This window comes from Streptomyces sp. cmx-18-6 (assembly GCF_046548915.1).
GTDB lineage: Bacteria > Actinomycetota > Actinomycetes > Streptomycetales > Streptomycetaceae > Streptomyces.
In genome coordinates this window covers 1-26,593 of record NZ_JAEBEP010000025.1, presented here as the reverse complement: position 1 = coordinate 26,593, position 26,593 = coordinate 1, and the positions used below count along the sequence as shown (strand labels likewise).

Annotated in this window: 22 protein-coding genes; 10 read left to right on the top strand and 12 right to left on the bottom strand. The window is 74.0% G+C overall.

All coding sequences use genetic code 11. The features are described 5' to 3' along the window. Window positions 1–41: 41 nt before the first annotated feature. Window positions 42–359 (bottom strand): hypothetical protein, encoded by a 318-nt coding sequence (locus ACLJPL_RS33490; protein WP_411084738.1) that lies wholly within the window; start codon window positions 357–359, stop codon window positions 42–44. Window positions 360–642: 283 nt separating this feature from the next. Here ACLJPL_RS33490 and ACLJPL_RS33485 point away from each other — a divergent pair, with 283 nt between their 5' ends. Beyond that, on the top strand, window positions 643–1,788 hold the full coding sequence (locus tag ACLJPL_RS33485) for a PLP-dependent cysteine synthase family protein (protein WP_411084720.1): 1,146 nt from the start codon (window positions 643–645) through the stop codon (window positions 1,786–1,788). 130 nt (window positions 1,789–1,918) lie between these two features. On the opposite strand, the gene ACLJPL_RS33480 is transcribed toward ACLJPL_RS33485, so the two are convergent. The 5 genes from ACLJPL_RS33480 to ACLJPL_RS33460 form a co-directional block, all read right to left on the bottom strand. Next, a complete protein-coding gene (locus ACLJPL_RS33480) occupies window positions 1,919–2,398 on the bottom strand; it encodes an SRPBCC family protein (protein WP_411084719.1) in 480 nt (159 codons plus the stop codon). Between the two features lie 61 nt (window positions 2,399–2,459). Further along, window positions 2,460–4,043: an SDR family oxidoreductase gene (locus tag ACLJPL_RS33475; protein ID WP_411084718.1), complete on the bottom strand. Its 1,584-nt coding sequence runs from the start codon at window positions 4,041–4,043 to the stop codon at window positions 2,460–2,462. Between the two features lie 77 nt (window positions 4,044–4,120). Then, window positions 4,121–6,145, bottom strand: a complete 2,025-nt coding sequence (locus ACLJPL_RS33470; protein WP_411084717.1) for a hypothetical protein — start codon at window positions 6,143–6,145, stop codon at window positions 4,121–4,123. A 112-nt stretch (window positions 6,146–6,257) separates the two neighbouring features. Beyond that, window positions 6,258–6,713 (bottom strand): SRPBCC family protein, encoded by a 456-nt coding sequence (locus ACLJPL_RS33465; RefSeq protein ID WP_411084716.1) that lies wholly within the window; start codon window positions 6,711–6,713, stop codon window positions 6,258–6,260. A gap of 185 nt (window positions 6,714–6,898) precedes the next feature. Further along, a complete protein-coding gene (locus ACLJPL_RS33460) occupies window positions 6,899–7,744 on the bottom strand; it encodes a DeoR/GlpR family DNA-binding transcription regulator (RefSeq protein ID WP_411084715.1) in 846 nt (281 codons plus the stop codon). Between the two features lie 400 nt (window positions 7,745–8,144). Between ACLJPL_RS33460 and ACLJPL_RS33455 the strand changes: the two genes are divergently transcribed. Continuing rightward, window positions 8,145–10,589 carry a hypothetical protein gene (locus tag ACLJPL_RS33455; RefSeq protein WP_411084714.1) on the top strand — a complete coding sequence of 815 codons (2,445 nt, stop codon included), beginning with the start codon at window positions 8,145–8,147 and terminating at the stop codon, window positions 10,587–10,589. Here ACLJPL_RS33455 and ACLJPL_RS33450 read toward each other — a convergent pair. The 4 genes from ACLJPL_RS33450 to ACLJPL_RS33435 form a co-directional block, all read right to left on the bottom strand. Then, on the bottom strand, window positions 10,559–13,000 hold the full coding sequence (locus tag ACLJPL_RS33450; protein WP_411084713.1) for a right-handed parallel beta-helix repeat-containing protein: 2,442 nt from the start codon (window positions 12,998–13,000) through the stop codon (window positions 10,559–10,561). The two genes, ACLJPL_RS33455 and ACLJPL_RS33450, sit on opposite strands and share 31 nt — an antisense overlap. Window positions 13,001–13,218: 218 nt before the next feature. After that, the gene (locus ACLJPL_RS33445; protein ID WP_411084712.1) at window positions 13,219–13,833 is read right to left on the bottom strand and encodes a hypothetical protein; all 615 of its coding nucleotides are present in this window, start codon (window positions 13,831–13,833) and stop codon (window positions 13,219–13,221) included. 41 nt (window positions 13,834–13,874) lie between these two features. Then, on the bottom strand, window positions 13,875–14,699 hold the full coding sequence (locus ACLJPL_RS33440; protein ID WP_411084711.1) for an MOSC domain-containing protein: 825 nt from the start codon (window positions 14,697–14,699) through the stop codon (window positions 13,875–13,877). Between the two features lie 230 nt (window positions 14,700–14,929). Then, window positions 14,930–15,409, bottom strand: coding sequence for a DUF6643 family protein (locus tag ACLJPL_RS33435; protein ID WP_411084710.1), 480 nt, complete (start codon window positions 15,407–15,409; stop codon window positions 14,930–14,932). Window positions 15,410–15,667: 258 nt separating this feature from the next. Between ACLJPL_RS33435 and ACLJPL_RS33430 the strand changes: the two genes are divergently transcribed. Beyond that, entirely contained in the window at window positions 15,668–16,969 is a 1,302-nt protein-coding gene (locus ACLJPL_RS33430; protein WP_411084709.1) for a TerD family protein, read from the top strand. 36 nt (window positions 16,970–17,005) lie between these two features. On the opposite strand, the gene ACLJPL_RS33425 is transcribed toward ACLJPL_RS33430, so the two are convergent. Next, a complete protein-coding gene (locus tag ACLJPL_RS33425) occupies window positions 17,006–18,187 on the bottom strand; it encodes a glycosyltransferase (RefSeq protein ID WP_411084708.1) in 1,182 nt (393 codons plus the stop codon). A 58-nt stretch (window positions 18,188–18,245) separates the two neighbouring features. On the opposite strand from ACLJPL_RS33425, the gene ACLJPL_RS33420 reads away from it, so the two are divergent. The 4 genes from ACLJPL_RS33420 to ACLJPL_RS33405 all read left to right on the top strand — a co-directional run bounded on the left by ACLJPL_RS33420 (window position 18,246) and on the right by ACLJPL_RS33405 (window position 22,342). Further along, window positions 18,246–19,031, top strand: a complete 786-nt coding sequence (locus ACLJPL_RS33420) for a glutamate racemase (protein ID WP_411084707.1) — start codon at window positions 18,246–18,248, stop codon at window positions 19,029–19,031. A 368-nt stretch (window positions 19,032–19,399) separates the two neighbouring features. After that, a complete protein-coding gene (locus ACLJPL_RS33415; RefSeq protein WP_411084706.1) occupies window positions 19,400–19,963 on the top strand; it encodes a hypothetical protein in 564 nt (187 codons plus the stop codon). A gap of 154 nt (window positions 19,964–20,117) precedes the next feature. After that, entirely contained in the window at window positions 20,118–21,710 is a 1,593-nt protein-coding gene (gene lnt / locus ACLJPL_RS33410) for an apolipoprotein N-acyltransferase (protein WP_411084737.1), read from the top strand. A 149-nt stretch (window positions 21,711–21,859) separates the two neighbouring features. Then, on the top strand, window positions 21,860–22,342 hold the full coding sequence (locus ACLJPL_RS33405; protein ID WP_411084705.1) for an NUDIX hydrolase: 483 nt from the start codon (window positions 21,860–21,862) through the stop codon (window positions 22,340–22,342). A gap of 28 nt (window positions 22,343–22,370) precedes the next feature. Here ACLJPL_RS33405 and proP read toward each other — a convergent pair whose 3' ends face one another. Then, a complete protein-coding gene (gene proP / locus ACLJPL_RS33400; RefSeq protein ID WP_411084736.1) occupies window positions 22,371–23,870 on the bottom strand; it encodes a glycine betaine/L-proline transporter ProP in 1,500 nt (499 codons plus the stop codon). A gap of 200 nt (window positions 23,871–24,070) precedes the next feature. Here proP and ACLJPL_RS33395 point away from each other — a divergent pair, with 200 nt between their 5' ends. The 3 genes from ACLJPL_RS33395 to ACLJPL_RS33385 all read left to right on the top strand — a co-directional run. After that, complete coding sequence (locus ACLJPL_RS33395; RefSeq protein WP_411084704.1) at window positions 24,071–25,000, top strand: oxidoreductase; 930 nt, start codon at window positions 24,071–24,073, stop codon at window positions 24,998–25,000. A gap of 182 nt (window positions 25,001–25,182) precedes the next feature. Next, window positions 25,183–25,968, top strand: coding sequence for an SAM-dependent methyltransferase (locus tag ACLJPL_RS33390; protein ID WP_411084703.1), 786 nt, complete (start codon window positions 25,183–25,185; stop codon window positions 25,966–25,968). Between the two features lie 103 nt (window positions 25,969–26,071). Continuing rightward, on the top strand, window positions 26,072–26,593 hold a 522-nt coding region (locus ACLJPL_RS33385), incomplete at its 3' end, for a leucine zipper domain-containing protein (protein WP_411084702.1).

Genomic DNA, 26,593 nt, shown 5'->3' with positions numbered 1-26,593 from the left:
CGCAACTCGCGGAGCCGCGTACGGCACCTCCGGACGCCCCTTCAGCCTCTGCGGCCCCCGGCGCTGCGCAGCGCCTCCAGGAAGCGGCGCAGCGGGGCGGCCCCGTCGCGTCTGCGGTTGCGCTGGCCCATCGTCAGCCGGTAGCGCACCCCGTTCACCCGGGCGATGGCCGAATCCGCCGCGAAGAACCACCGCTTGCCCGCACTCACCGTGGTCACCGGGGCGCTGTCGATCTCCCGCCCGTTGCTCGTGAGCAGGGACAGCCGGCCGTCCTTGACGACTACCTGACCGGACCTGGTCAGCGACCGGGTGAACCGCTCGATCTTGACCCCCGACGCACTGAACTCGGCGTCCGCCATCGCGGCTTCGCCCCCCTTCGTCACCACTTCTCCTGTGCAGTGTGCCCGGCCCGCCCCCCCGACCGCCAGAGGGCCCCGGAGCCCACCGCGCGCTGCCCGTTCCCGTGCCCGCCCCACCTGCCCCCGGCCTGCCCCCCGAGCCTCCTCCAGGGGTCTGCCCAAAGGCACGGCTATGGGATATCAAAGTCAACGTTTGTGCAGGTGGGGGGCCTATCGTGGAGGCAGGAGCACCGGGCGGACGAGCAGCCGAGTGGACGAGCTGCGGACGAACAGGAGCACGGCGATGGACACCAATGAGCCGGGACATGACCGAGGGGTTACGGGGGCCGTCATGGAGACGGTCGACGTCGACCGCAGCGACCCGGAGTACCGGGCCTGGCTGAAGGAGGCCGTCCGCAAGGTCCAGGCCGACGCCAACCGTTCGGCCGACACCCACCTGCTGCGCTTCCCGCTGCCCGAGGAGTGGGGCATCGACCTCTACCTCAAGGACGAGTCGACCCACCCCACCGGCAGCCTCAAGCACCGGCTCGCCCGCTCGCTCTTCCTCTACGGGCTCTGCAACGGCTGGATCCGGCCGGGCAAGCCGGTCATTGAGGCGTCCAGCGGGTCGACGGCCGTCTCGGAGGCGTACTTCGCCAAGCTGATCGGGGTGCCGTTCATCGCCGTGATGCCGCGCACCACCAGCCCGGAAAAGTGCCGGCTCATCGAATTCCACGGCGGGCAGTGCCACTTCGTCGACGACTCCCGCAAGATGTACGAGGCGTCCGCCTCCCTGGCCGCCGAGACCGGCGGGCACTACATGGACCAGTTCACCTACGCGGAGCGCGCCACCGACTGGCGCGGCAACAACAACATCGCCGAGTCGATCTACCAGCAGCTCAAGCTGGAGCGCTATCCGGAACCCACCTGGATCGTCGCGACCGCGGGCACCGGCGGCACCTCCGCCACCATCGCCCGGTACGTCCACTACCTCCAGCACGACACCCGCGTCTGCGTGCCCGACCCGGAGAACTCCTGTTTCTTCGACGGCTGGACCCGGCACGACCCGCTCGCCACCAGTGACTGCGGCTCCCGGATCGAGGGCATCGGCCGCCCCCGCATGGAGCCGAGCTTCGTGCCCGGCGCCGTCGACCGGATGATGAAGGTGCCGGACGCGGCCAGCGTCGCCGCCGTACGCGCCCTGGAGCGGGCCATCGGCCGCAAGGCGGGCGGCTCCACGGGCACCGGGCTGTGGAGCGCCTTCAAGCTGATCGCGGAGATGGTGGAGCGGGGGGAGAAGGGCAGCGTCGTCACGCTTCTCTGCGACCCGGGCGACCGCTACCTGGACAAGTACTACTCCGACTCCTGGCTGGAGGACCAGGGCCTGGACATCTCCCCGTACGCCGGCGCCATCGACGACTTCCTGGCCACCGGGACCCTGACCGGCTGAGCACGGGATCCGGACCGGCCGAGCGGGGGCCGCATACGGGGCAGGCCGCCTCACGTGGACCCGGATTCGGACCTGGACGCGGACCTGGATCCGGCCCCAGACCTGTGCCGGCTGAGGCTCCCGGCAGCGGTCAGGCCGCCGACGCCGTCAGTCGTCCGTCGAGCCTGCGCACCGCGTCCCGGAACGACCGGCCCATGCCGAGGCGCGCGACCGCCAGCACGGAGCGGAACGGGCCCGTCCCATCGGCCGCGAAGGTCCACTGCACCCGGGTCCCCGCACCGTCGGCGGTGAGCCGCCACTCCTCCAGCAGGGCCCGCAGACCGGGGGCGTTGGACTCGTCGGCCCGGTAGGCGTACCGCTCGCCCGGCTCGGCGGCCACGATCGTCTCGCGGAAGCGGACGCCGCCCTTGAGCCGCACCTCCCGGCCCGCGCCCCCATCGGTGGGCGCGGCCCGGGTGACGGCCGTGAACCAGGAGGGCCAGGAGCCGACGTCCTCCGCGAGCGCCCGGTAGACCACGTCCGGGGGCGCGGACACCTCGGCGGCGAACACCAGACGTATCGGCGCGGAGTCGACGAACTCGAGTCCCACGGTACGGAGTCGGCGTGCCATCGTGTGCACCTCCCGGGCGGTCTGCGCATATGGGGCCGCGCACACCATAGCGGCCGGGCGGTCAGTTGTCTGTACCACTGCCGGCCACATGCTCCGGGCCCTCCCGGCGCGCCCGGCCAGCCTTCGCGGCGGCCGCGGCGATGTTGCGGGCCATCCCGCCGAACACCACCGCGTGGAAGGGCGACACGCCCCACCAGTACGCATGGCCCAGCAGCCCCTGCGGGTGGTACAGGGCGCGCTGGCGGTAGAGCGTGCGCCCCCGGTCGTCGGCGGCCACCGACAGTTCCAGCCAGGCGGCGCCCGGCAGCCGCATCTCCGCCCGCAGTCGCAGCAGTTCGCCCGGCACGATCTCCTCCACCCGCCAGAAGTCCAGCGAGTCCCCGACCCGCAGCCGGTGGGCGTCCCGCCGCCCGCGCCGCAGCCCCACCCCGCCGACGATCCGGTCGATCCAGCCGCGCACCGCCCAGGCGAGCGGGAAGGAGTACCAGCCGTTCTCGCCGCCGATGCCCTCGATCACCCGCCACAGGTCCGCCCGGTCCACCGGCACGGCGAGCTCCCGCTCGTCCCGGTAGAGGCTGCCGCCCGACCAGTCCGGGTCGGTGGGCAGCGGGTCGCTCGGCGCACCGGGCGGCGAGGCGGAGGACCACCGGGTGTCCACCTGGGCGTCCTTGATCCGCTGGAGGGCGAGGCCCAGGGCCCGGTCGAAGCCGACCGGCCCGTCCGGCGGGTCGGGGACGTAATGGACGATGTCGTGCTCCCGGCAGACCACCTCGTGGCGCAGCGACTCCGCGAGCGGCCGGGCGATCGACCGGGGCACCGGGGTGACCAGCCCGATCCAGTGGCTGGAGAGCGTCGGGGTGAGGACCGGGACCGGCACGATCACCCGCCGCGGCAGCCCCGCCACCCGCGCGTAGCCCTGCATCATGTCGCGGTACGTCATGATGTCCGGGCCGCCGATGTCGAAGGTCCGGTTCACCTCGGACGGGAGCGTGGCGCTCCCCACCAGGTAGCGGATCACATCCCGTACGGCGATGGGCTGGATCCGGGTGGAGACCCAGCTCGGGGTCACCATCACCGGCAGCCGCTCGGTCAGATAGCGCAGCATCTCGAACGAGGCCGACCCCGAACCGATCACGATCGCCGCCCGCAGCACCGCCGCCGGCACCCCGCAGTCCAGCAGGATCCGCCCCACCTCGGCCCGCGAACGCAGGTGCGGCGACAGCTCCTTCTCCTCCACCCCCGCCGGGGTCAGCCCGCCCAGGTACACGATCCGGCGCACACCGGCCTTGCGCGCCTGTTCGCCGAAGGTGCGGGCGGCCTTGCGGTCGGTCTCCTCGAAGTCCGAGCCGGAGCCGAGCGCGTGCACCAGGTAGTAGGCCACGTCGACGTCCCGCATCGCCTCGGCCAGCGAGCCGGCGTCGGTGACGTCGCCGCGCACCACCTCGACCCGGTCGGCCCACGGGTAGTCGCGCAGCTTCTGCGGCGTACGGGCCAGGGCGCGGACCCGGTGCCCGGCGTCGAGGAGCGCGGGCACCAGTCTGCCGCCGATGTAGCCGGTCGCGCCGGTGACCAGGCAGCGCAGCTCGACGTCGTCGTGCCGGTCGGGAACATCGGGTACGTCGGGTTCTTCCGGAAGATCCGTCACCTGTCCGAGTCTCGCACCCCTTTCCCCGTGAGGCCGGGACGAGGACTCCGTACGGCGGAGCGCGGCCCCTCAGCGGCTCACCGCACCGCCGCCAGCGTCCCGCCCTCGCGGAGCGTGCCCGTCAGCTGTACGGAGGCGTCGCGCGGCGCCCGTACCGCCAGCGTCGGGCCGCTCGCCGCGCCCCGCGCCTGGCCGGTGGCCTCGATCCGGTCCACCGCGCGGCTGCCCGCCGCCAGGACGTACCACCGGCCGGAGGCGGCCCGCCAGTGCGTGCCCGCCAGGACGTGCTGGCCGAACCTGCTGCACAGGGCCGTGTCGTCACGGTCGGCGACCACCGCCGCCGGGGCGGTGGGGGAGGCGGCGGGCTGGAGGAACTGCACCAGGACCCGGCCGGGACCGCGCCAGGTGTCGGCACGGGTGCAGAGCCAGTCGGCCGACGCCTCGCCCTCGGGGAGCCTCTGCTCCGCGAACGCCCAGTTGTTCACCGCCCGCACCCCCGAGCCCGACAGCGCCCGCAGCGAACACGCCGTACGCGCCCAGGCGAGCAGCGCCTCCGGGCCCGTCGCCTCGCGCGGCTGCCGGGCGGGCGCGCCACGGCCCGGCTTCGGGGTGTACGTCAGATGCGCCGGGGCCAGGTCGCCCAGGTCGGTCACCAGGAACGCGTGGTTCTCCACGATCCGCTCGGAGGAGCGCAGCTGGAGCACCGGCCACGCGTCACAGGCGCCGCCCGCCGCCGGGCGCTCCACCGGGGCGGTGACCCCGTCCGGGCCCACCCCCAGCGGGGTGCCGGGCGTGTTGGGCGCGAGCAGGTCCCGGGTGGTGGTCTCGGCGATCCAGGGAGCGAGCAGGAACCGCGCCTTCTCGCCCGTACGGCTCACGACCACGGCGGCCCCCGTCGTCACGTCCGCGTCATCGGTCCGGGCGAAGTCCAGCGCCGCCCCGCCCCCACCGCCCGACAGCGGCTCCGCGTACCGCACGACCCGTACGCCGCCGTCGTGGAACAGCACCACGGCCGCCCCGTCCACCTCGCCCGCGAACAGCAGCCGGGGCGGCTGCGCGGGCGGCGCCGCCACCGTGCCCGGGGTGGTGGTCACCCGGACCTTCCCCGGCGGCCCGCTCCAGGCTCGCAGCGCCCGGCCCAGCAGCTCGGCGTCGTCCCGCCGGTCACCGCGTACGGGCCAGGCCGTGAAGTCGACGCGCGAGGTGTCGGCCCACCGCTCCGCCGCCGTACGCAGCAGCCCCGCCGGGTCGAGTGCCGGGACCGTCGAACCGGCTTCCGGGCCCTCGTTCCGCACCCCCTCGTCGGCGGCCACCGCGAGCGCACCCGCCACCGCGCACAGGGCCGCCGCGAGGGCCACCGCCCGCACCCGGTGCCTGCGCCGCAGCAGATCGCTCGGCCGGGTCTGGACGGTGCACGGGTCGAACTCCCCGGACCGCAGCGACTCCCGCGCCGCCACCCGGTCGGGCCCGCCCAGCCGGGCCGCCCGGCGCACCGCCCCCGCCGGATCGCCCGCCCCCGCCTCGGCCAGCAGCGCCCGTACGTCGGCCTCCGGCAGCCCGTCCAGCAACTGGAGCGCGAACGCGGCCCGTACGGTACCCGGAACCGCCGACAGGGCCCGGTCCAGGGCCAGTTCGTCGACGCCGCCCGCCCGGGGGAAGAGGCGCAGCCCCCAGACCACGGGCAGCGTCGGCCGCAGCGCGGCAGGCGCGGGGAGCCGTCCGGGCCACCACCGGGGCCGGCGCTCGTACGCCAGGGCCGTCCGCAGCACCCGCAGCCGCATCCACGCGTACGGGGCGCTCGCGGGGGCCTGCGCCGGCTCCGCGCTCGACAGCGTCGCGGAGCGGGCCTCAGGGGAGCGGCGGGACTGGGCGGGCACGCGCACGCGGTCCGGGGAGGTCCGTGCCCCGGGCAGGGCCCGCTGCACGGCTCCATGGGCGGCCAGGACCCGGCGGTGCCGGCCCAGCGAGGGCGGCAGCACGACATAGGCGAGCCGGACCAGACGCGGGTAGTGCTCCACGAGCGCGGCCTCGGCCTGCGGCACGCCCAGGGGCTCACTCGGTGCGGCGGAGGCGGGCCGTTGCTGCGGTTGATGGATCGGCATGAGTTCGGTGCCTTCCGGGGCCGTGGCGGGGGAGTGTCATACCGACAAACGAGTCAATCGTGTGACGGTCACATCACCCGCGCCGGAACGCCTCGCCGGCCGCTCCCGGTCCTCAGCCGCTCTTCCGGCCGTCCGGCGAGGCGAGCAGCGAGTCCAGCACCCCGCCGAACAGCCGCCGCCCGGCGGAGGCGAGGACCGGGTCACCCCATCGGGGCACCAGCCGCACCCGCAGCTCCTCCACCCACACCACATGGGAACCGGAATGCGTCGGCAGTACGTCGATCGAGGCCCGGCCCAGCACCACGGAACCGCGCTTCTCCAACAGGCAGATCCCGGCCCGGCCACCGGCCGGAGGCGTCCAGCGGACCACCTCCATCGGATCGTCGAAGGCCAGCGGACCCACCCCCGTACGCGCCGTGAACACCGTGCCGACCCTGGTGGGAGCCCCGCCCGCCACCGTGATGGCCGTCAACGGGACATGCTCGGCGTGCCGTTCCCAGTCGGTCACCCGCCGCCAGGACTCGGCTGCGGGGAGAGGGGAGAAGCGCTCGATCCGGAAGACGGCCATCCCTCGATCCTAGGACGTCACAGCCGGACGGCGACCCGAACGGAATCCGGCCGGCGGCCTCCCGGTCAGCGGCCTCCCGGCCGGCCGGGTCCGGGTCATGCGTCTCTTGGCCAGCCGCGTCCGGGCCGGCCGGGTGCCGAGCCGGGCGCGCCCGGCCCGGCCGTTCAGCGGCGAGCCGCACCCGGTCAGTCCGAGGGCGCGGGCTCCTCCGGCGGCTCGCCCGCCACCACCAGGCCCGGCAGATGCTCGCCGATCTCCTCGCGGGCCCCGGGAGTCAGCCCCGCGTCCGTCACGAACGTGTCCACCTCGTCCAGCGCGGCGAAGGAACTCAGCCCCACCGTCCCCCACTTGGTGTGGTCGGCCACCACCACGACCCGGCGCGCGGACCGGACGAACCGGCGATTGGTCTCGGCCTCGGCGAGGTTGGGGGTCGAGAGACCGGCCTCGGCGGAGATCCCGTGCACGCCGAGGAAGAGCACGTCGAAGTGGAGGGAGTCGATGGCCCGGTCGGCGACCGGACCCACCAACGAGTCCGAAGGGGTCCGCACCCCGCCCGTCAGCACCACCGTCGCCGCCCCCGGCCGCGCCGCCCGGCCCGGCGACGGACGCTGCGCGTCGTGGAACACGTCCGCCACCCGGACGGAGTTGGTCACCACCGTCAGATCCGGTACGTCCAACAGGCGTCGGGCGAGCGCATAGGTGGTCGTGCCGCCGGAGAGGGCGATCGCGCTGCCGGGCAGGGCCAGCGCCGCCGCCGTCCGCGCGATGTCCTCCTTGGCGCTCGGCTCCAGCGCCGACTTCACCTCGAAGCCGGGCTCGTGGGTGCTCGCCTCGACCACGGGGACGGCTCCGCCGTGGACCTTCTCGATGACGCCCTGCCGGGCCAGCGCGTCCAGGTCCCGACGGATCGTCATGTCGGAGACGTTCAGCCTGCGGGTGAGCTCGTTGACCCGGACCCCGCCGCGCCTGCGCACCTCGTCGAGGATCAGGGCGCGCCGCTGCTCCGCGAGCAGGTTCTGATTCTCGCTCAACGCCGGGCCCGGTCCTTCCCTCTTGTCCACGGTCCTCCTGTCCACGGACCCGAGGTTCCATGGTCCGCAGCGGTCTGCGGGACACGTTCATCCTGCCACGCAGGCATGTCCGGCGTATCACCTGGGGAGATTCCGTGAGACCGCTCACGTACGCGCCCCGGATCCACGATTCTGGGGCCGGACCACGGGCCGGAGCCGGTGGGCCGCCCGGTCCGCCACCACCCCCTGGTTCGACCCTGGGCCAGACTCCGGGGCCGCCCCCGGTCCGTCCGCCCGATCTCCGCCACGTCCTCTGCCATGTCCTCCGTGTCTGTCACGTCCTCTGTCACGTCTCCTGTCACGTCCTCCTGTCACGTCCTCGTCGGCCGCCCGGCCGACGCGCCCGAGAAGAGAGTCCCCCTTGGCTCCTGCCATCCCGCCCCCGCTTCCCTCACCGCCTCCGCCGGACTCCGGGGCAGCGCTGGAACTGCTGGTCCACGGCGTCGGAGGCGCCACCCCGCAGGAGATGCTGGGCGACCCCCGTACGGTCAGAGTCACCGGCGACGCCACCGCCGCCGTGTACCGGCGCACCGAGGACGCCCACGGCGAGAAGCACCCCGAGCGCTACCGGGACGAGCCCGTGGCCGAGGCGTACTGCTGGTCGGGACTCACCTCCGGCAACGGCTCCCGCGCCCTGTGGCTGCTGCTCCTGCCGTTCATGGTGGTCAACCTCGCCCACTGGATGCGCCCCACCGCCGCCGGCCGCACCCGCGCGGTCCGGCTGTACGGCGTGGTGGTGCGGCTCGTCGCGCTCAGCCTCACCGTGCTGCTGACCGCGGCCGCCTGCGAGGTCGCGCTCGACCTGGTGGCCTGGCAGTGCGCGGGCACCCCGGCCTGCTCCGACCGCCGTTCCTGGCTCGGCTTCCTGTCGGCCCGTCAGGACGGCTGGTGGTCCCAGCCCGGGCGGCGGCTCGCGCTCGCGGCCGTCGTGCCCGCCGCCCTGGTGGGGCTGCTGTGGTACCTCTCCAACCGGACCTGGAGCGCCTACGAATCGCAGAGCCCGCTGGACGCCACGGACGCCGACGCCTGCGACCCGGACGGAGCGGAAGAGGTCCATGGGCCCGGCGCTCCGGACATCTCGGACGACCCGGAGTCCGCGCGCCCGGTGCCGCCCGCGCTCAGCAGGCCCGGCTTCTGGTACGGCCGCCGGCTCGTCGCCCGGCTCCGCGCCGCGCACACCGCCGCCGGCTTCCTCACCGTCGCGGCCGCCGTCACCGGGGCCGCCGCCCGGCACGACCGGACCGCCGACAGCCCGGTGCCGCAGGTGTTGGGCGCGGTCATCGAGGGCGGCATCGTGCTCTGCGCGGCGGTGGCCGTCTGGGTCGTCTGCCGCCGGGGGCGCAGCGAGAGCGCCCGCGACACCCGCCTCGACGGCGCCCTCATCACGTACCTGCCCGGCTCCGCCCTCGCGCTGCTCGGCCTCGCCGTCCTCCACGCCGGGTGGTCACGCCCGGAGTGGGTCTCCTCCGGCAGCCTGCCCGGCGAGACCGCCTTCCGGCTCCTCGCCCTCGGCCAGGGCCTCCTGGTGGTGATCCTCGCCCTGGTCGCCCGCAGCCTCTACCGGCGCACCCCCGAGCCCCGGACCACGCTGTACGGGCTGGGCGGCCCGTCCGTCGCCATGCTCGCCTGCGCGCTGGGCGGCGTGATGACCGGCGGAGTGGCCCAGCGCGTCGCCGACTGGCTGGACGGCCCCGGCACCCCCGGGATGGGGCACGGCGCGATCATCGAGGGCCCGCCGGTCCTGCTGAGCTGGCAGGCGTCCGTCATCCCGGTGCTGCTGCTCCTGCTGCTCGTCCCGGTCGTCTTCCTCGTCGTCCGCACCGCGCGCCGGGCCCGCCGCATGGGACCGGACATCGAAGCGGAGTACGCCCCCGAGCCGCCCGACCCCGCCCGCACCCGGCGCATCGCCCGCATCCGGGCCACGGCGGCGCTCACCGACTCCGCCCCCTGGATCGTCGGCGTCGTCTCCGCCGCGACCCTGTTCCTCGGCGCGGCGGCCGTCGTCGGGTCCTGGACGAGCGGCGAAGTGCCGGGCCTCGCCACGGACGGGGCCGCGCCCCCCGTCGAATCGCTCGCCCAGGCCGCCCAGTCGACCGGCTCCTGGCTGATCGGCTTCGGCTTCATACTGTTCGTCGCGGGCGGGCGGCGCGCCTACCGGGACGCCTCCGCCCGGCGCACGATCGGCATCCTCTGGGACGTGGGCACCTTCTGGCCGCGCGCCGCCCATCCCTTCGCACCCCCCTGCTATGCCGAGCGCGCCGTCCCCGACCTGACCTCCCGGATGTGCGCGTGGACGTCGACCACCCGCGGCCGGCTCGTCATCTCGGGCCACTCGCAGGGCAGCGTCCTCGCGGCGGCGGCGGTCTGGCAGCTCCCCGACTCGGCCCGCCGCCGGGTCGGGCTGCTCACCTACGGCTCCCCGATCGAGCGGCTGTACGGGCGCTGGTTCCCGGCCTACTTCGGGGCCGTACCCCTGCTCGGGCTGAACCGCTCGGTGCACTGCTGGCGCAACCTCTGGCGGGCCACCGACCCGATCGGCGGGCCCGTCCGGCTCGGCGCGGACCCCGACCCCGGCGTCGACCGGGGACCGCTGAAGGACCCGCTGGCGTACGGGCGTACGACCGCGCTCCCGCTGCCCGAACCGATACTGGGCCACTCCGACTACCAGGCCGACCCGGTCTTCGCGAAGGAACGCGGAGCCCTCCTCGACGAGCTCGGCCCGCGACTGCCCCGGCAGGCGGAGGGCGAGGGGAGACTCCAGAAGGGTCAGAGGGGTCAGAAGAGCTCGGGGAGATCCTCCGGATAGAGCAGGGTCAGGTCGTCCGTGCTCGTCTCGGCGAGCTGGGCGACCCGGCCCGCGTGCCGCTCCACCATCGACTCGAAGGTCTGCCGGGCGGTGCGGCCGTTGCCGAAGGCGGGGCCCTTGGGAAGCGCGGTGAAGTACTTCAGCAGCGCCTCCCCGGTCCCGTCCGCCAGGCTGTACTCATGCTCCTCGGCCTGCTGCTCGACGATCCGCAGCAGCTCCTCGGGGAGGTAGTCGTGGAAGGTGATGGTCCGTGAGAAGCGGGAGGCCACCCCGGGGTTGACGGTGAGGAACCGCTCCATCTCGTGGGTGTACCCGGCGACGATCACCACCACCGCGTCCCGGTGGTCCTCCATCAGCTTCACCAGCGTGTCGATGGCCTCCCGGCCGAAGTCGCGCCCGGAGTCCTCGGGGGACAGGGCGTACGCCTCGTCCACGAAGAGCACCCCGCCGCGCGCCCGGTCGAACGCCTCCTGGGTGCGGATCGCCGTCGAGCCGATGTGCTCCCCGACCAGGTCGACCCGGGACACCTCCACCAGGTGGCCGCGCTCCAGCACCCCGAGGGAGGCCAGGATCTCCCCGTACAGCCGGGCGACCGTGGTCTTGCCGGTGCCGGGGGAGCCGGTGAAGACGAGGTGGCGGCGGACGGAGGCGGCCTTGAGCCCGGCCTCCTGACGGCGGCGGCCCACCTCGATCATGTCGGTGAGCGCCCGCACCTCGCGCTTGACGCTCTCCAGGCCCACCAGGGCGTCCAGTTCGCCGAGGACCGCCGAGGAGTCGCGGGCGGGCCCGGCGGCCGGGACCACCGGCTCGGGCTCCACGGCCCGCCGGCCGGGCATCGTGTTGAGCAGGCCGGGCGTCGACTGGGTGGCCGTGAGCACGGCGGGGGCCGGAGCCGGCGCCGTACGCAGACCGCTCTCGTCGCTCGTGCAGTCGGTGACCACCGGTCCCGATCCCCCCGACCCGTCGCCGCCCGGTCCCGCGCCGCCCTCGGCGAACTCGTAACCGCCGCGCGCGCACCGCTCGGTGCGGCAGCGGGTCAGGGTGGTGCGGCAGCCGTCCATGACGTGGAAGCCGTACCCCTCACTGCCCGTCACCCGGCAGCTGTCGAAGGTGCCCCGGCCCTCGGCGGAGACGTAGAACCCCGCCTCGGCGGGGTTGGTGACCGTGCACCGCTCGATGAGGGGATCCGCGCCCTTGGTGACGATGACTCCGGTCTGGGCCGTGTCGATGGTGCAGTTGTTGAGCGTGCCGCCGCTGCCGTGGTCGCGGAACCACGCGCCGGTGGACGTCTCCCGGATGCGGCAGTCGTCCAGTTGCGCGGTGGCCCCGTCGCTCACGGAGACGGCGGTGTTGCGGATCTGGGAGAGGTCGCTGTCCACCACATCGGCGCGGGAGCCCCGGTCGAGGACGAAGAGGGCGTCCGGCACGTCGTGGACCCGGCAGGCGTCCAGTATCACCGTCGCGCCGTCACTGACCCAGACCGCCGGGTAGTCGCCCGTACTGTCGTGTATCTCGCACTGGTTGGCGTCCACCCGGGTGCCGGGGTCCCAGACCGAGAGGCCGTTGCGGCCGAACCGGCGGACCGTGGAGCGGGTCAGCGTGAGCACCGAACGCGACCGCAGGTCGATCGCGTTCTCCGGGATGTCGTGGATGTCGCAGTCGGCGAGCGTCAGCACGGCGTCGGTGTCCAGCGTGACGCCGTCGCCCGAAGTGCGGTGCACCGTGCAGTCGGTGAGATGCGCGGTGGCGCGGCCGGTGACCTGGACGCCGCTGCCCTTGATCTCGTACACCTCGCAGCCGATCGCCTCCAGGCCGCTGCCTTCGCCGGTGACGCCGATGCCCGCGCCGGAGGCGTGGTGGACGCGGCAGCGGTCGAGACGGGGGTGGCCGCCGTCGCGGACCGAGACCCCGGACTGCCCGGCCGAGACGATCTCGCACTCCTCGAAGACCCCGCCCGCCCCGTCCAGGACGGCGATGCCGACCCCGGCCGGATTGTCGACGGTGCAGCGCCGCACGGTGGGCCGGGCCGCTCCCCGCACCTCGATGCCGGCGGCGGACCGCGTCACGATCCGCAGGTCGGAGAACTCCGGGGTGCCGTCCTCCACCAGCAGGGCGGGGGCGGCGGAGTCCTGCCCCTCGATGTGGAGGTCCTGGACGATCGCGGAGGCCCGCACCGTCAGCGGTACGCCGTCGACCGGCGCTATCCGCACCGAGCCGAGCGAGCCCTCGGGGCCGCGCAGCGTCACCGCGCGGTGGAGGACCAGGTTCTCCCGGTAGGTGCCGGGCGCGACGGTGAGGACGTCGCCGTCGGCCGCCGCTTCGAGGGCCGCGGAGAGGGAGGCGTACTCGCCCGTGCGGCGGCGCCATCGCGATGTGCCGGTGTGCGTCACCTGGACCGTGCCCTGTGCCATGGAGTTGCTCTGCCCCCACCTCGTGCTGTGATGCCTCGGGTCGTGCCGGGATGCCCTGGGCCAGCGATGACCCGGGTCCGTCCGCCCGTCCGCCGAGGAGGCGGACGGGGTCGGACCACCGTAGCGCGCGGGAGGGGCGCGAGTTGACGACTCGGGCCTGCGGGGGATGCCGGCGGGCCGGGGCGGCGCGGGCTGCCGGCCGTCGTGTCCGCCCGCCGTCAGCTGCCCGTTCCGGCCCGGCCCCAGTTCTGGCCCGCCTCGGCCCACTCCCGGTCCCAGTTCGCGTACCGACGTCGCACCATGCGCCCTACGATCAGCCGTCTGCCCGCCTCGACGCAGCCGGCGGCGAGCAGGAACGCACCGAAGCCGCCCAGCACCGCGTGCGTCCGGGCCGTCCGCGCCTCCATCGGCGGCGGTACGGGCCACCCCGCGCCGTCCGTCCAGATCCGCACCGGCGAACCGGGGGCCCCGGCCGCCGGCTCGGCCATCACCCTCCCGGTGCGCGTGCTGCCGTCCGGGGCCCGCCACGTCGCCACCACCGAGGCGCGGGCCGCGCGTTCCGACACGGCGTCCGGATCACCGGCGGACCGCCGCGCCGCCGGCACCCGGTCCACCACGACCGCCGTCGTGGCCCGGCGCTCCTCGTGCTGGGCCCTGACCGTCCGCTGGAGGGAGGCGTCGGCGAGAGCGCCGCCCGCCCAGCCGGCCGCCGGCGCCCCGAGAACCACCAGCAGCAGCGCGCCGACCGTCACCCGCGCCTCGCGCCGGTCGGTGGCACGCCACAGCGGGTTGCGCCGCCGCGGCAGGTCTCCCCGTATCGCCCCCACCTTCATGTCCCCCCGGTCTCCTCCGGGTTCTCCCCGGTCCCGCGCCCTCAGTCGAGGATCGTGACGGGGTCCCCGGCCCTGATCACCCCGGTCCCGTCCGGAATCAGATTCTGGCCGAAGAGCAGTTGGTTGCCGACCCGGCGGTGGCGGGCGAGCGTGTGCAGCGGCTCCTTGCCGCGCTCCGCCGTGCGCTGGTCGGTGGTGGTGATCACGCACCGGCCGCAGGGCTTGACCACCGAGAAGGGCACCTCGCCGATGGCGATCCGCCGCCAGCCGTCCTCGGCCCACGGCTCGGTGGCGTCCACCACGACGTTCGGCCGGAAGCGGTCCATCGGCAGCGGGCCCTCATGCGGCCGCGCGCCCGCCGCGATCAGGGCGTTGAGCGCGTCGAGAGAGGCCGTGGTGGTCAGCAGCAGCGGATAGCCGTCGGCGAGCGAGACGGTGTCCCCGGGGCGCGCGTACTCGGGGTCGACGGGCCTGCGGTGCGCCGGCTCGTCGAGATGCACGAGGCGCACCTCCGTACCGAGGAAGTCGCTGAACCACGCGTGCGCGTCGCCCGCCGCCTCCGCCACGTCCAGGGTGTCCCGGTGCAGCTCCACGGTCACCGTGCGCTCCGTCCCGGGGACCTCCACCCGCAGCGGCGGCCGGTTCGGCGCGGACAGGGCGAGCCCGCCGCCCGGCAGCGGCGTCGCGTCGATCAGCGCCATGTGCGGCTGCTGGCGTTGCGTCAGAGCCCTGTCCGCCTTGTCCACCAGCATCCAGCGCCGGTCGCCGTCGAGTCCCCATGGCTCGACGGCGATGTCGTCGGATGTGCGGCCTCCCAGCGATTTGACCGGGTAGACGTGGATGGACCGGAGCACGGGAAGAACCATGAACCCATCCTGCCAGCCGCCCCGCACCCGTACGCACGCATTTTCCGCGGCCCCGGACGTTGCCGATCCAGTCGTCTTCCGAGGTCCCGGCCGCAGTGGATCCGGCCGTGACGAACCCGCCGTACGCGTGTGCGACCGCCGCCCGTCCGTTGCCCGGCCCCGCCGCACCGTCGTACGGGGGCCGGGTCCCCCGCTCGCGCCGCCGTACGGAGTCGGAGAAGCGGGGCGGTTCAGTACCCCCGGCTCTGGTACGGCCGGTTGTACGGGTCCTCGTAGGGCGAGGGGGCCGGGGCGGGGCGCGGCGAGGCCGGGCGCATCGACTCGTACCCGGTGCCGGGCGCGGGGCGCTGCGGCTGGGGCTGCTGCGGATAGCCGCGGACCGCCGAGGGCTGCTGCGGGATGTACGGCGCGGGCGCGTGCTGGAGACCGGCGGGCTGCATCGGCGCGTGCTGCGCCGGGGCCTGCTGGTACTGCGGCATCGCCTGCTGCGGGTAGCCGTACCCGGTGGGCTGGGACGGGGCCGCGGGGAGGGCCGGCAGCGCGGACGGCAGGGCCGGCAGATAGCTGCTGCCCGTGTCGTAGGCGGCGGGCACGCGGATCGGCGCTATCTGGGGGGTGCCCCGCTCCGCGACCAGGGAGTCGTAGATCGGAGTGTCGGGGAACGACGCGGCGTAGTAGCCGCCGCCGAAGGCGGAGCGAGGGGAGGTCATGGCACCTAAGTTAAGCCCACGATGTGCTGGTTGGGGAGCCCGATAAGAGGGTTGTTTTCCGCGATGTGAGTGAACCGAGATCCCCAATGCGAGCGAACTTGGCAAAAAAGGGCGCACCGACGCCTACTGATCGTGTAAAGGCCGTGTTCGCGGGGGGTTACCGGCGGGTCGCCGGAAGGTCTCGGCGGACGCGGAGCAGACCGCGTCGGCTCCGGGGATTAGGTTGTCGGGAAATGCCTTCGGGCAGCCGGACTCGTGATGGGGGCGAGCATGACCATGCAAAAAGGAACCAACGTTCCGGTGCCGGCCGGCACCGTGCGCGTCGAATTGGGATGGCGGGCCGTCGCAGGGGCTCCCGACGTCGACGGCTCCGCGCTCCTGCTGGCGTCGGGAAAGGTCCGCAGCGACGCCGACTTCGTCTTCTACAACCAGCCGGCCCACGCGTCCGGCGCCGTACGCCACGAGGGCAAGCGGCCCGCCGGTGACGGGGTCACCGACACCCTGCTCGTCGACTTCGCGAGGGTCGAGCCGGGGATCGAGCGCATCGTCGTCGCGGCCTCGGCGGACGGCGGCGGCTTCGGCCGGGTGAGCGGTCTGTACGTACGGATCGTGGACGCGGCGAGCGGCGGCGAGCTCGCCCGCTTCGACTCCACGGACGCCACGGTCGAGACCGCGTTCATCCTCGGTGAGCTGTACCTCCGTCAGGGCGCGTGGAAGTTCCGTGCGGTCGGCCAGGGCTACAGCACCGGCCTCGAAGGGCTGGCGACCGACTTCGGCATCTCCGTCGACGAACCGCAGCAGGCCCCCGCGCCGTCGCGGCCCGCCGCCACCCCGCCGCCCGCACCGCGCGTCGCACCGGCCCCCGCGCCGGCGGTCCACGCCGCCCCGCCCACTCCCGCGGCCCCGCCGGCCCCGCAGCCCGTACGGCTGTCCAAGGTCACCCTCACCAAGGAAGCCCCGTCCGTCTCCCTCGCCAAGCAGGGCGGCACCTCCGGCGCGCTCCGCGTCAATCTCAACTGGGAAGTGCGCAAGCAGTTCAAGGGCTGGGGAGCGAAACTCGGCCGGGCCGTCGCGATGCACGCCGATCTCGATCTTGATCTCTGCGCACTGTACGAACTCACCGATGGCCGCAAGGGAGTTGTCCAGGCTCTCGGAAACGCGTTCGGTTCACTGAGTCAGCCGCCCTTTATCCATCTCGACGGCGACGACCGCACCGGCGCGCTCGCCACCGGCGAGAACATGACCGTCAACCTCGACCGCAAGGACCTGCTGCGCCGCGTACTGATCTTCGTCACGATCTACGAAGGCGCGCGGAGTTTCGCCGATCTGCACGCCACGGTCACCCTCCAGCCGCAGAACGGCGCGGCGATCGACTTCTCCCTCGACGAATGCACCGTGCCCTCCACGGTCTGCGCGCTCGCGCTGATCACCAACAACGGCGGCGACCTCGTCGTGCAGCGTGAGGCCCGCTATCTCGTCCCGCAGCGCGGCGTGAGCCCCCAGCGCACCATCGACGCCGCCTACGGCTGGGGCATGAACTGGACCCCCGGCCGCAAGTGACCCGCCCGCCGCGCCCGACCGGACCGGGCTTCCGCCTCACCGGTCGGGCGCGGCCTCGGGCCGTGCGTAGGTACGGCCCTTCCAGGCCGCGCCCCGCCCCTGGTAGTGCCGCACCGCCGAGTCCACCGTCATCAGCAGGTACAGCACCGCCGTGAGCGGCAGCAGCGGCCCGAGCCACGGCGACTGCCGGTAGTACGCCAGTATCGGCAGATACGTCGCCGTCATCACCGCCCACGCCGCGCCGCCCGCCCACGCCGCGACCCCGTCGCCCGTCAGCAGACCCGCCACCAGGGTCGCGGGCGGCGCCGCATAGACGAGCAGCAGCCCCGGGACCGTCCCCGCCAGCAGGAGCGGACTGTGCCGCAACTGCGCGTACGCGCTGCGCGCCACCATCCGCCACAGATCCCTCAGCCCCGGATACGGCCGCACGCTGTCCACCCGCTCCGCGAGCCCCAGCCAGATCCGGCCGCCGCCGCGCCGCACCTCGCGCGCCAGCGACACATCGTCGATCACCGCCTGCCGGATCGAGTCCGGGATCCGCGCCCGCTCGGCCGCCTCCGTCCGCAGCAGCACACAGCCGCCCGCCGCCGCAGCCGTACGCGACCGGGGCCGGTTCACCCGGCGGAACGGATAGAGCTGCCCGAAGAAGTAGACGAACGCGGGCACCACCAGACGCTCCCAGAAGCTCTCCACCCGCAGCCGCGCCATCTGCGACACCAGATCGAAGCCGTCCGGACCTTCCGGGCCCGCCGCGGCCACCAGGTCCCGCAGGCTGTCCGGCTCGTGCGCGATGTCCGCGTCGGTCAGCAGCAGGTACTCCGGCTTGCCCTGCCGGGCCAGCGCGATGCCGTGCCGCAGGGCCCACAGCTTGCCCGTCCAGCCCGGCTCCGGCTCCCCGGGCGACACGACGGTCAGCGGCAGACCGCCGGTCCGGTTCGCCAGGTCCCGGGCCAGCTGCCCGGTCCCGTCGCCGGAGCAGTCGTCGACCAGGATGATCCTGGCCTCCCCCGGATAGTCCTGGACGAGCAGCGAGGGCAGGCTCAACGGCAGCATCTCCGCCTCGTCGCGGGCAGGCACGATCACGGCCACGGACGGCCAGCGCGCCGGGTCCGTGCGCCGGGGCAGCCGCTGGTCGGTGCGCCAGTAGAACCCCTGCCCCAGCAGCAGCCACACCCACGCGATCAGCGAACCCACGGCGATCCAGGCAACGGCGCTCATTCGCCGCAGTCTGCCCCACTGAGGCCGGGCCGCAAGGGCTGTCGGCTAGGGTGACCGGGTGAAGATCGCGCTTATGGACTCCGGAATCGGCCTGCTGGCGGCAGCGGCCGCCGTTCGCCGGCTGCGGCCCGACGCCGACCTGGTGCTTTCCTCCGACCCCGCCTCGATGCCCTGGGGCCCGCACACCCCCGAGGAAATCGCCCGCCGCGCGCTGACGGTGGCCCGCGCCGCCGCCGACCTCCGGCCGGACGCCCTGATCGTCGCGTGCAACACCGCCTCCGTCCACGCCCTGCCCGCCCTCCGCGCCGCGCTGGAGCCCGCGCTGCCGGTCATCGGCACCGTCCCCGCGATCAAGCCCGCGGCGGCGGGCGGCGGCCCGGTCGCCATCTGGGCCACCCCGGCCACCACGGGCAGCCCCTACCAGCGCGGGCTGATCGCCGAGTTCGCCGGCTCCGTCGACGTCACCGAGGTCCCGTGCCCCGGGCTCGCCGACGCCGTCGAGCACGGCGACGAGGCCGGCATCGACCGTGCGGTGGGCGCGGCCGCCGCCCTCACTCCGCCGGGCGTACGGGCCGTCGTGCTCGGCTGCACCCACTACGAGCTGGTCGCCGCCCGGATCCGCGCCGCCGTCCAGCAGCCCGGCCGCCCCCCGCTCGTCCTGCACGGCTCCGCCGGCGCGGTGGCCGCCCAGGCCCTGCGCCGCATCGGCGCGGAGGCCGCCCCGACGGCCGAACCGTCCGGCACGCTCACCGTCCTGCTCGCCGGACGCCCGGGCGCCCTGCCGGAGCCCGCTCTGGTCTACGCGGAGGGCCGCACCCTCCAGGCCGCAGCGCCCGCGCGCTGACCTGCGGGGTCCTGCGCGCGCTGGCCGGGCGCTGTCCGCGCCGAGCCTTCCGTGCGCCGGCCTGCCGGGCCTCCATTCGCCGACTGCGCCGAGCCTTCCGCGCGCTCACCTGCCGCGTCCTGCGCCCGCTGTCCGCGCCGAGCCTTCCGCGCGCTGACCTGCCCGGTCCTGCGCCCGCCGACTGCGCCGAGCCCTCCGCGCGCCGGCCGCCCGGTCCTGCGCCCGCTGACCGCATCGAGCCCCCGCCCGCTGACCGTGCCGGGCCCCGGCAGCGGCCCCCCGTACGCTCCCGGAGCGGACCCCGTGAGCCCCCGCTGCGGGCCCAGCGGCCACGGGCCGACCGGCCGGATGGTCGGTACGCTGCGGATATGACGGACCACCCCGAGAGCGCGCGGCACGGTTCGACGCAGGCGCCGTCCACCGTGTGGACCGGCCGCGCCACCAACCGCATCCAGTGGTTCCTGGCCCTCGCGGGCGCGGGCTGCATGGCCCTGGGCATCGAGCTCGCGGTCGGCTCCCCCTGGTCCTCCGGCCTCGCCCCGCTCCTCATGTCCGTGATCGGCTGCCTCGCCGCCGGACTCTTGATCCTCTTCGGGACGCTCGCCTTTGTCCATGTGGCCGTCCGGGTCGACGGGGACGCCCTGGAGGTGCGCTGCGGCCACGCCGGGCTGCCGCGCCGCAGGATCCTGCTCACCCATGTGGTCGGCGCGGAGTACGTCCCCAAGGTCGACCCGCGCCAGTGGGGCGGCTGGGGCTACCGCTGGCGTCCCGAGCAGGGCACCGCCGTCGTCGTGCGCAAGGGCGAGGGCGTGATCCTCGAACTCGGCGACGGACGCACCTTCACCGTCACGGTGGACGACGCGCAGTGCGCCGTACGGTTCATCCGTGAACGCCTGCACCTGACCGCGCCCGCCAAGCGGGCCCGGGACTGAACGCCCGGAGCCGGGGCCGGGGGCCGGGACGCCCGCGGGCCGGCGCTCCCGCATTCCCCGGCCCCGTGGCCCGCGATCCCGCCGTCCGCGGTCCCGCGGGCCCGCGCCCCCGTACACAGCCGCCCACCGTAGACTCCGCCAGGTGAGCGCCACTATGACCCCCGTCGACGACCCGCCGCCCGCGCCGACGCCCCCGACCGCCGGACTGCTGCCGCGGCTCCTGCGCCCGGCCGCCGCCGCCCTCTCCGGCGTACTGCTCTACGCGAGCTTCCCGCCCCGGCCGCTGTGGTGGCTCGTCCTGCCCGGCTTCGCCCTGCTCGGCTGGGTGCTGCACGGGCGCGGGCCGCGCGCCGCCTTCGGTCTCGGTCTGCTGGCCGGACTCGGCTTCATGCTCCCGCTGCTGCGCTGGACCGGCGAGGACGTCGGCCCGGTGCCGTGGCTCGCGCTCGCCGCCGCCGAGGGCCTCTTCATCGCGGTGGGCTGCGTCGGGATCGCCGCCGTGACCCGGCTGGCGTACTGGCCCGTGTGGGCGGCGGCGGTCTGGATCCTGGACGAGGCGGTCCGCGCCCGCATCCCGTTCGGCGGCTTCCCCTGGGGCAAGATCGCCTTCGGCCAGGCGGAGAGCGCGTTCCTGCCGCTCGCCGCGCTGGGCGGCACCCCGCTGCTGTCCTTCGCCGTCGTGCTGTGCGGCTTCGGCCTCTATGAGGCGGGACGCCAGTTCCGTACGTACCGCACCACGGGGAGGATCCCCCGAGCGGCGGTCGCGGGAGCGGCCGCCTGCGTTCTCGTCCCGGTGGCGGCCGCGCTCGCCGCGCTCCCGCTGGTCGACGACTCCGCCGAGGACGGCACCGCCACCGTCGCCGCGATCCAGGGCAACGTGCCGCGCCTGGGCCTCGACTTCAACTCCCAGCGGCGCGCCGTCCTCGACAACCACGCCCGGCGCACCACCCAGCTCGCCGAGGAGGTGAAGGCGGGGAAGGCGAAGCGGCCCGACTTCGTCCTGTGGCCGGAGAACTCCTCCGACCTCGACCCCTACCTCAACGCCGACGCCCGCGAGGTCATCGACGACGCGGTGAAGGCGATCGGCGTCCCCACGGTCATCGGCTCGGTGGTCGAGAAGGGCTCGGACAGCCTGCGCAACACCCTGATCGAGTGGGACCCCGACAAGGGCCCCGTCGACACCTACGACAAGCGGCACATCCAGCCGTTCGGCGAGTACATGCCGATGCGGTCGATCGCCCGCGTCTTCAGCGAGGACGTCGACCGGGTGCAGCGCGAGTTCGTCCCCGGCTCGGAGGTGGGCGTCTTCGACCTCGCCGGTACGAAGGTGGGGCTGGTCACCTGTTACGAGGCCGCCTTCGACGACGCCGTACGCGACACCGTCCTCCACGGCGGCCAGATGATCGCCGTGCCGAGCAACAACGCGACCTTCGGCCGCAGCGAGATGACCTACCAGCAGCTCGCCATGTCCCAGGTGCGGGCCGTCGAGCACGGGCGGGCGGTCGTCGTCCCGGTCACCAGCGGGGTGAGCGCGGTGATCCGGCCGGACGGCACGATCGTGGAGAAGAGCGGCATGTTCACCCCCGACGCCCTGGTCGACGAGGTCCCGCTCCGCTCCTCGCTCACCCCGGCCACCCGGATGGGACCGCTGCCGGAGGGCCTCATCGCCCTGCTGGCCGTGGCGGGCCTGGGCTGGGCGACGGCGGTGGCGGTACGGTCCCGCCGGCCGCGGGGGACCGTGCGATAGGGGCTTCCGTTCGGATCATGCCGGGCCGCGGCCCGGCATGATCCGAACGACCGGTCCTAGGGCCGGTGGTCGAATTGCCGTCTGCCGCGCGACGACGGTAGTTCGACCACCGGCCCTAGCCTCGTGACCGGCCACGTAGGCTCGGCTCCATGGCTACTCCCGACTTCATCCGCACCATCCGCGCCACCGCCGGACACCAACTGCTCCTGCTGCCCGGGGTGACCGCCGTCGTCTTCGACGACGAGGGGCAGGTCCTGCTGGGACGGCGCGCGGACACCGGCCAGTGGTCGGTCGTCGGGGGCATCTCGGAGCCGGGGGAGGAGCCCGCCCGGACGGCGGAGCGCGAGGTGTTCGAGGAGACCGGCGTGCACTGCGTGGCCGAGCGGCTCGTCCTCACCCAGGCGCTGCGACCCGTGCGGTACGCCAACGGCGACCGCTGCCAGTACCTCGACCTCACCTTCCGCTGCCGGGCGACCGGCGGCGAGGCCCGGGTCAACGACGACGAGTCGCTGGAGGTGGGGTGGTTCCCGCTGGACGCCCTGCCGCCGCTCGCCGAGTTCGCTCTCTTCCGGATCAAGCAGGCGCTGACGGAGGGCCCGGCCTGGTTCCAGCCGACGTCCGTCGACGCCTGACCGGACGTACGCACCGCTGTCCTGGGCCCTACCCGTCCGGCGGCCGCCACAGATGGCGCACCCGCAGCCAGACGTCCCGCGCCTGCCGGCCGGCGGTCGTCCGGCTGCGCGCCACCAACTGCCGGGCCTGCTGCGGCGTCTCCACCATCGGCCCCGAACCGCGCAACGGGCGTCCGGCCGTCTCGTGGAGGAAGAAGGTGGCCACCAGACCGATCACGCCGGCCACCATCAGGTAGTACGCGGGCACCATCTCATCGCCCGTGAGCTCCACCAGTCCGGAGACGAACAGGGGCGTGGTGCCGCCGAAGAGCGAGACGGAGATGTTGAAGGCGATGGACAGCGCGCCGTACCGCAGCCGGGTGGGGAACAGGGCGGGCAGCGTCGAGGCCGCCGTACCGGCGAAGCAGACGAGCAGCAGCCCGAGCACCCCGCAGCCGAGCGCGGGCAGCAGGATCCCGCCCTGCCGGATCAGCAGGAACGCGGGAGCGGCCAGCACGATCAGGGCCACGCTGCCCGCCATGAACACCGGTCTGCGGCCCCAGCGGTCCGAGGTGCGGCCGACCGTGGTGATCGTCAGCACCACCAGGAGCATCGTCCCGAGGACGAGCATCTGGGACACGGTCTCCGGTTCGCCCAGCGTCTGGGACATATAGGTCGGCAGATAGGACGTCACCATGTAGTTGGTGACGTTGTAGAGCAGCACCAGGCCCATGCAGATGAGGACGGCCTGCCAGTGCCGGGTGAAGATCTCCTTCAGCCGCCCCTTGCCCGACTGGCGGGCCTCCTCCACCGGATCGTTCTCCGTGCGCGCCCGCGCCTGGGCCTCCTCCTCGCGCTGGAAGGCCGGGGTCTCCTCCAGTTTGAGCCGCATGTAGAGGCCGATCAGGCCCATCGGGCCCGCGACGAAGAACGGGATGCGCCAGCCCCAGTCGGTCATCCCGTCCGTGCCGAGTACGGCGGTGAGCACGGTGACCAGACCGGAGCCCAGCGAATAGCCGACGAACGTGCCGAAGTCCAGCCAGCTGCCGAGGAAGCCGCGCCGCTTGTCGGGGGCGTACTCGGCGATGTACGTGGTGGCGCCCGCGTACTCCCCGCCGGTCGAGAAGCCCTGCACCAGACGGCAGAGCAGCAGCAGGAGCGGGGCGGCGAAGCCGACCGCCGCGTACGTGGGGAGGAAGCCGACCGCGAAGGTGCTGGCCGCCATCATGATCATGGTGAGCGCCAGGACCTTCTGCCGCCCCACGCGGTCGCCCAGCGGACCGAAGACCAGTCCGCCGAGCGGGCGCACCAGGAAGGCGGCGGCGAAGGTCGCGAAGGTGGAGACGACCTGCGCGCCCGGCGAGCTGGAGGGGAAGAACACCTTGCCGAGCGTTCCGGCCAGATAGGCGTAGACGCCGAAGTCGAACCACTCCATCGTGTTGCCGAGGGCGGCCGCCGTGACGGCCCGGCGCACCTTCGGCGGATCGGTCACCGTGACGTCCTGCTCGCGCAGCGACCTCTTCCGTCGCCGGATGAGCGTGCGGACCATCCGTTCCACTGCGGCGTTGTCGTTCCCTCGGTGCGGCACCTTCCGATTCTTGGCCCGCCGCCCACCACCGGCCTCCCGGGCGGACCGCACGGGTGACCGAAGGGAGCCGACGCCACGGGTGAGACCGCGGGCGCGCCCGCGAGGCGGGCCGGTCCGGCCTCCCCGGTGTGACACGGCCCTCACCGGGGAGACGATGAGGCATGCACTCCTGGAACCTCCACGACATGCCCGACCTCTCCGGCAGGACCGCCGTGGTCACCGGCGCCAACAGCGGGATCGGGGCGGTCACCGCACTCGCCCTGGCCCGCTCCGGCGCCCGCACCGTCCTCGCCTGCCGTGACACCGGGCGGGGACAGCAGGCGCTGGAGGCCGTCCGCCGCGCCGCGCCGCGTTCGGACACCCGGCTCGTCCGCCTCGACCTGGCGGACCTGGCCTCGGTGGCCGAAGCGGCCGACGCCATCACGAAGGAGGTGGACGGCCGCCTCGACCTCCTGGTGAACAACGCCGGAGTGATGGCCCTGCCGCACCTGCGCACGGCGGACGGCTTCGAGATGCAGTTCGGCACCAACCACCTCGGCCACTTCGCGCTGACCCTGCGGCTGCTGCCGGTGCTCGGCACAGCGGGACCGGCCCGGGTGGTGACGCTCTCCTCGCTGGGCCACCGCATCGGCCGCATCGACCTCGACGACCTCAACGCGGAGCGTCGGTACAGCAAATGGGGCGCCTACGCCCAGTCCAAGCTGGCCAACCTGCTCTTCACCGCCGAACTCGACCGGCGCGCCCGGGCCTCGGGCCGTGACCTGCTCGCCCTGGCCGCGCACCCCGGCCTGGCCGCGACGGAGCTGGGGCAGGCGGGCCCGAAGCTGGCCGGCCGGACGTGGGCGGCGAAGCTGGAGCGGGCCTCGCGCCTGTACACCCAGCCCGCCTCGGCCGGCGCGCTGCCCACGCTGTACGCGGCGACCCTCCCGGACGCGCCCGGCGGGTCCTACTACGGCCCCGGCCGCCTGGGCGGGACCCGGGGAGCCCCGGCTCCGGCCCGTACATCCGCCCGGGCCAGGGACATGGACACGGCGCGGGCGCTGTGGGCCGAGTCGGCACGCCTGACCGGGCTGGACCCCGACCTCGTCTGAGGGCCCGCACCCCGGGTCCCGCCCCGGGGCCGGGAGCCGCCACCGCGCACCCTGCTGCCCCGGCACAGGCTCCGGGTCGCCCCGCTGCGGGCGTCCGGCGGGCGATGTACGGTCGCCAGCAGGGCCCCGACCGGCGGATATGCGGTCAACGACCGTGCACCGGAAGCCAGTGGAGGAGAGACATGAGCGTCGACGACGTGGAGTTCCGCCGCAGGATCCGGTCCGACGTCCCGCACTCGGCACGCGTGTGGAACGCCTGGCTGGGCGGCAAGGACCACTATCCGGCGGACCGCAGGCTGGCCGACGCGGTGAGCGCGGCCTACCCGCAGATGGTCGACATTGCCCGCGCCTCCCGGGCGTTCCAGGCCCGCGCGATCCGTTACCTGGCCTCGCAGGGCATCCGCCAGTTCCTGGACGTGGGCACCGGCCTGCCGGTGGCGAACAGCACCCATGAGGTGGCGCAGGCCGTCGCACCCGACGCGCGGATCGTCTACGTGGACAACGACCCCATCGTCCTCGCCCACGCCCATGCCCTCCTGACCAGTGCTCCGGAGGGGCGGACGGCCTACGTCGAAGCCGATCTGTCCAGGACGGACACCGTGGTGGACGAGGCGGCGAAAACGCTGGACCTGTCCGAGCCGGTCGCCGTGCTCCTGCTCTCGACGCTCGGACACCTGACTCCGGCGGACGGCATCGCGGTCGTCCAGCAGTACGTGGCCCGTGTGCCCCCGGGAAGCTATCTGGTGCTCTGCGACACGGTGAAGACGCCGCAGAGCCTGGCGGCGCAGGAGGCGTACGACTCCGGCGAGAACCCCCCGTACCTGGTGCGGGAGCCGGAAGAGATCACCGCGTGCGCCGAGGGCCTGGAGCTCATCGAGCCGGGCTTCCTGTCGATCGCCCTGTGGCGTCCCGAGGAGGACGACCCGGTGCTGGTCGACCAGTGGGGGCTGGTGGCCCGCAAGCCCTAGATGTATTGACCACGAGCGTTGTTAACGCTGGGCAGGTCTTGATCATGACGAAGACCTCCGGTGTGGTGGAGGTGTCTACGCTGCACCGCACACGGAGGTCTTCGTGTCACACCGTAATGCCCGCCTGACCGTTCACGGCAGGCGGATCCTGGTCGCACGTGTCCTGGCGGGCCGTCCGGTCGCGCATGTGGCTGCCGAGATGGGCATATCGCGGCCCACGGCCCATAAATGGGTCCGCCGCTGGAAAAGCGAAGGCGACGCAGGTCTTGTCGACCGGTCCAGCAGGCCCTGCAGGACCCCGCACCGGACACCGGCCGCCGTGGAAGATCGCGTCTGCGATCTGCGGCGAACCCGAAAGCTCGGACCTGCCCGGATCGGCCCGGTCCTTGGCCTGCCCGCATCCACCGTGCACCGGATCCTCACCCGCCACCGGATCAACCGGCTGGCCTGGCTCGACCGCCCGACCGGCACCGTGATCCGCCGCTACGAACGCGAACGCCCCGGCGAGCTGATCCACATCGACGTGAAGAAGCTCGGCCGGATCCCCGACGGCGGCGGCCACAGGACCCTGGGCCGCCAGGCCGGCCGCGCCACCCGCAGCAACGTCGGTTTCGACTACGTCCAC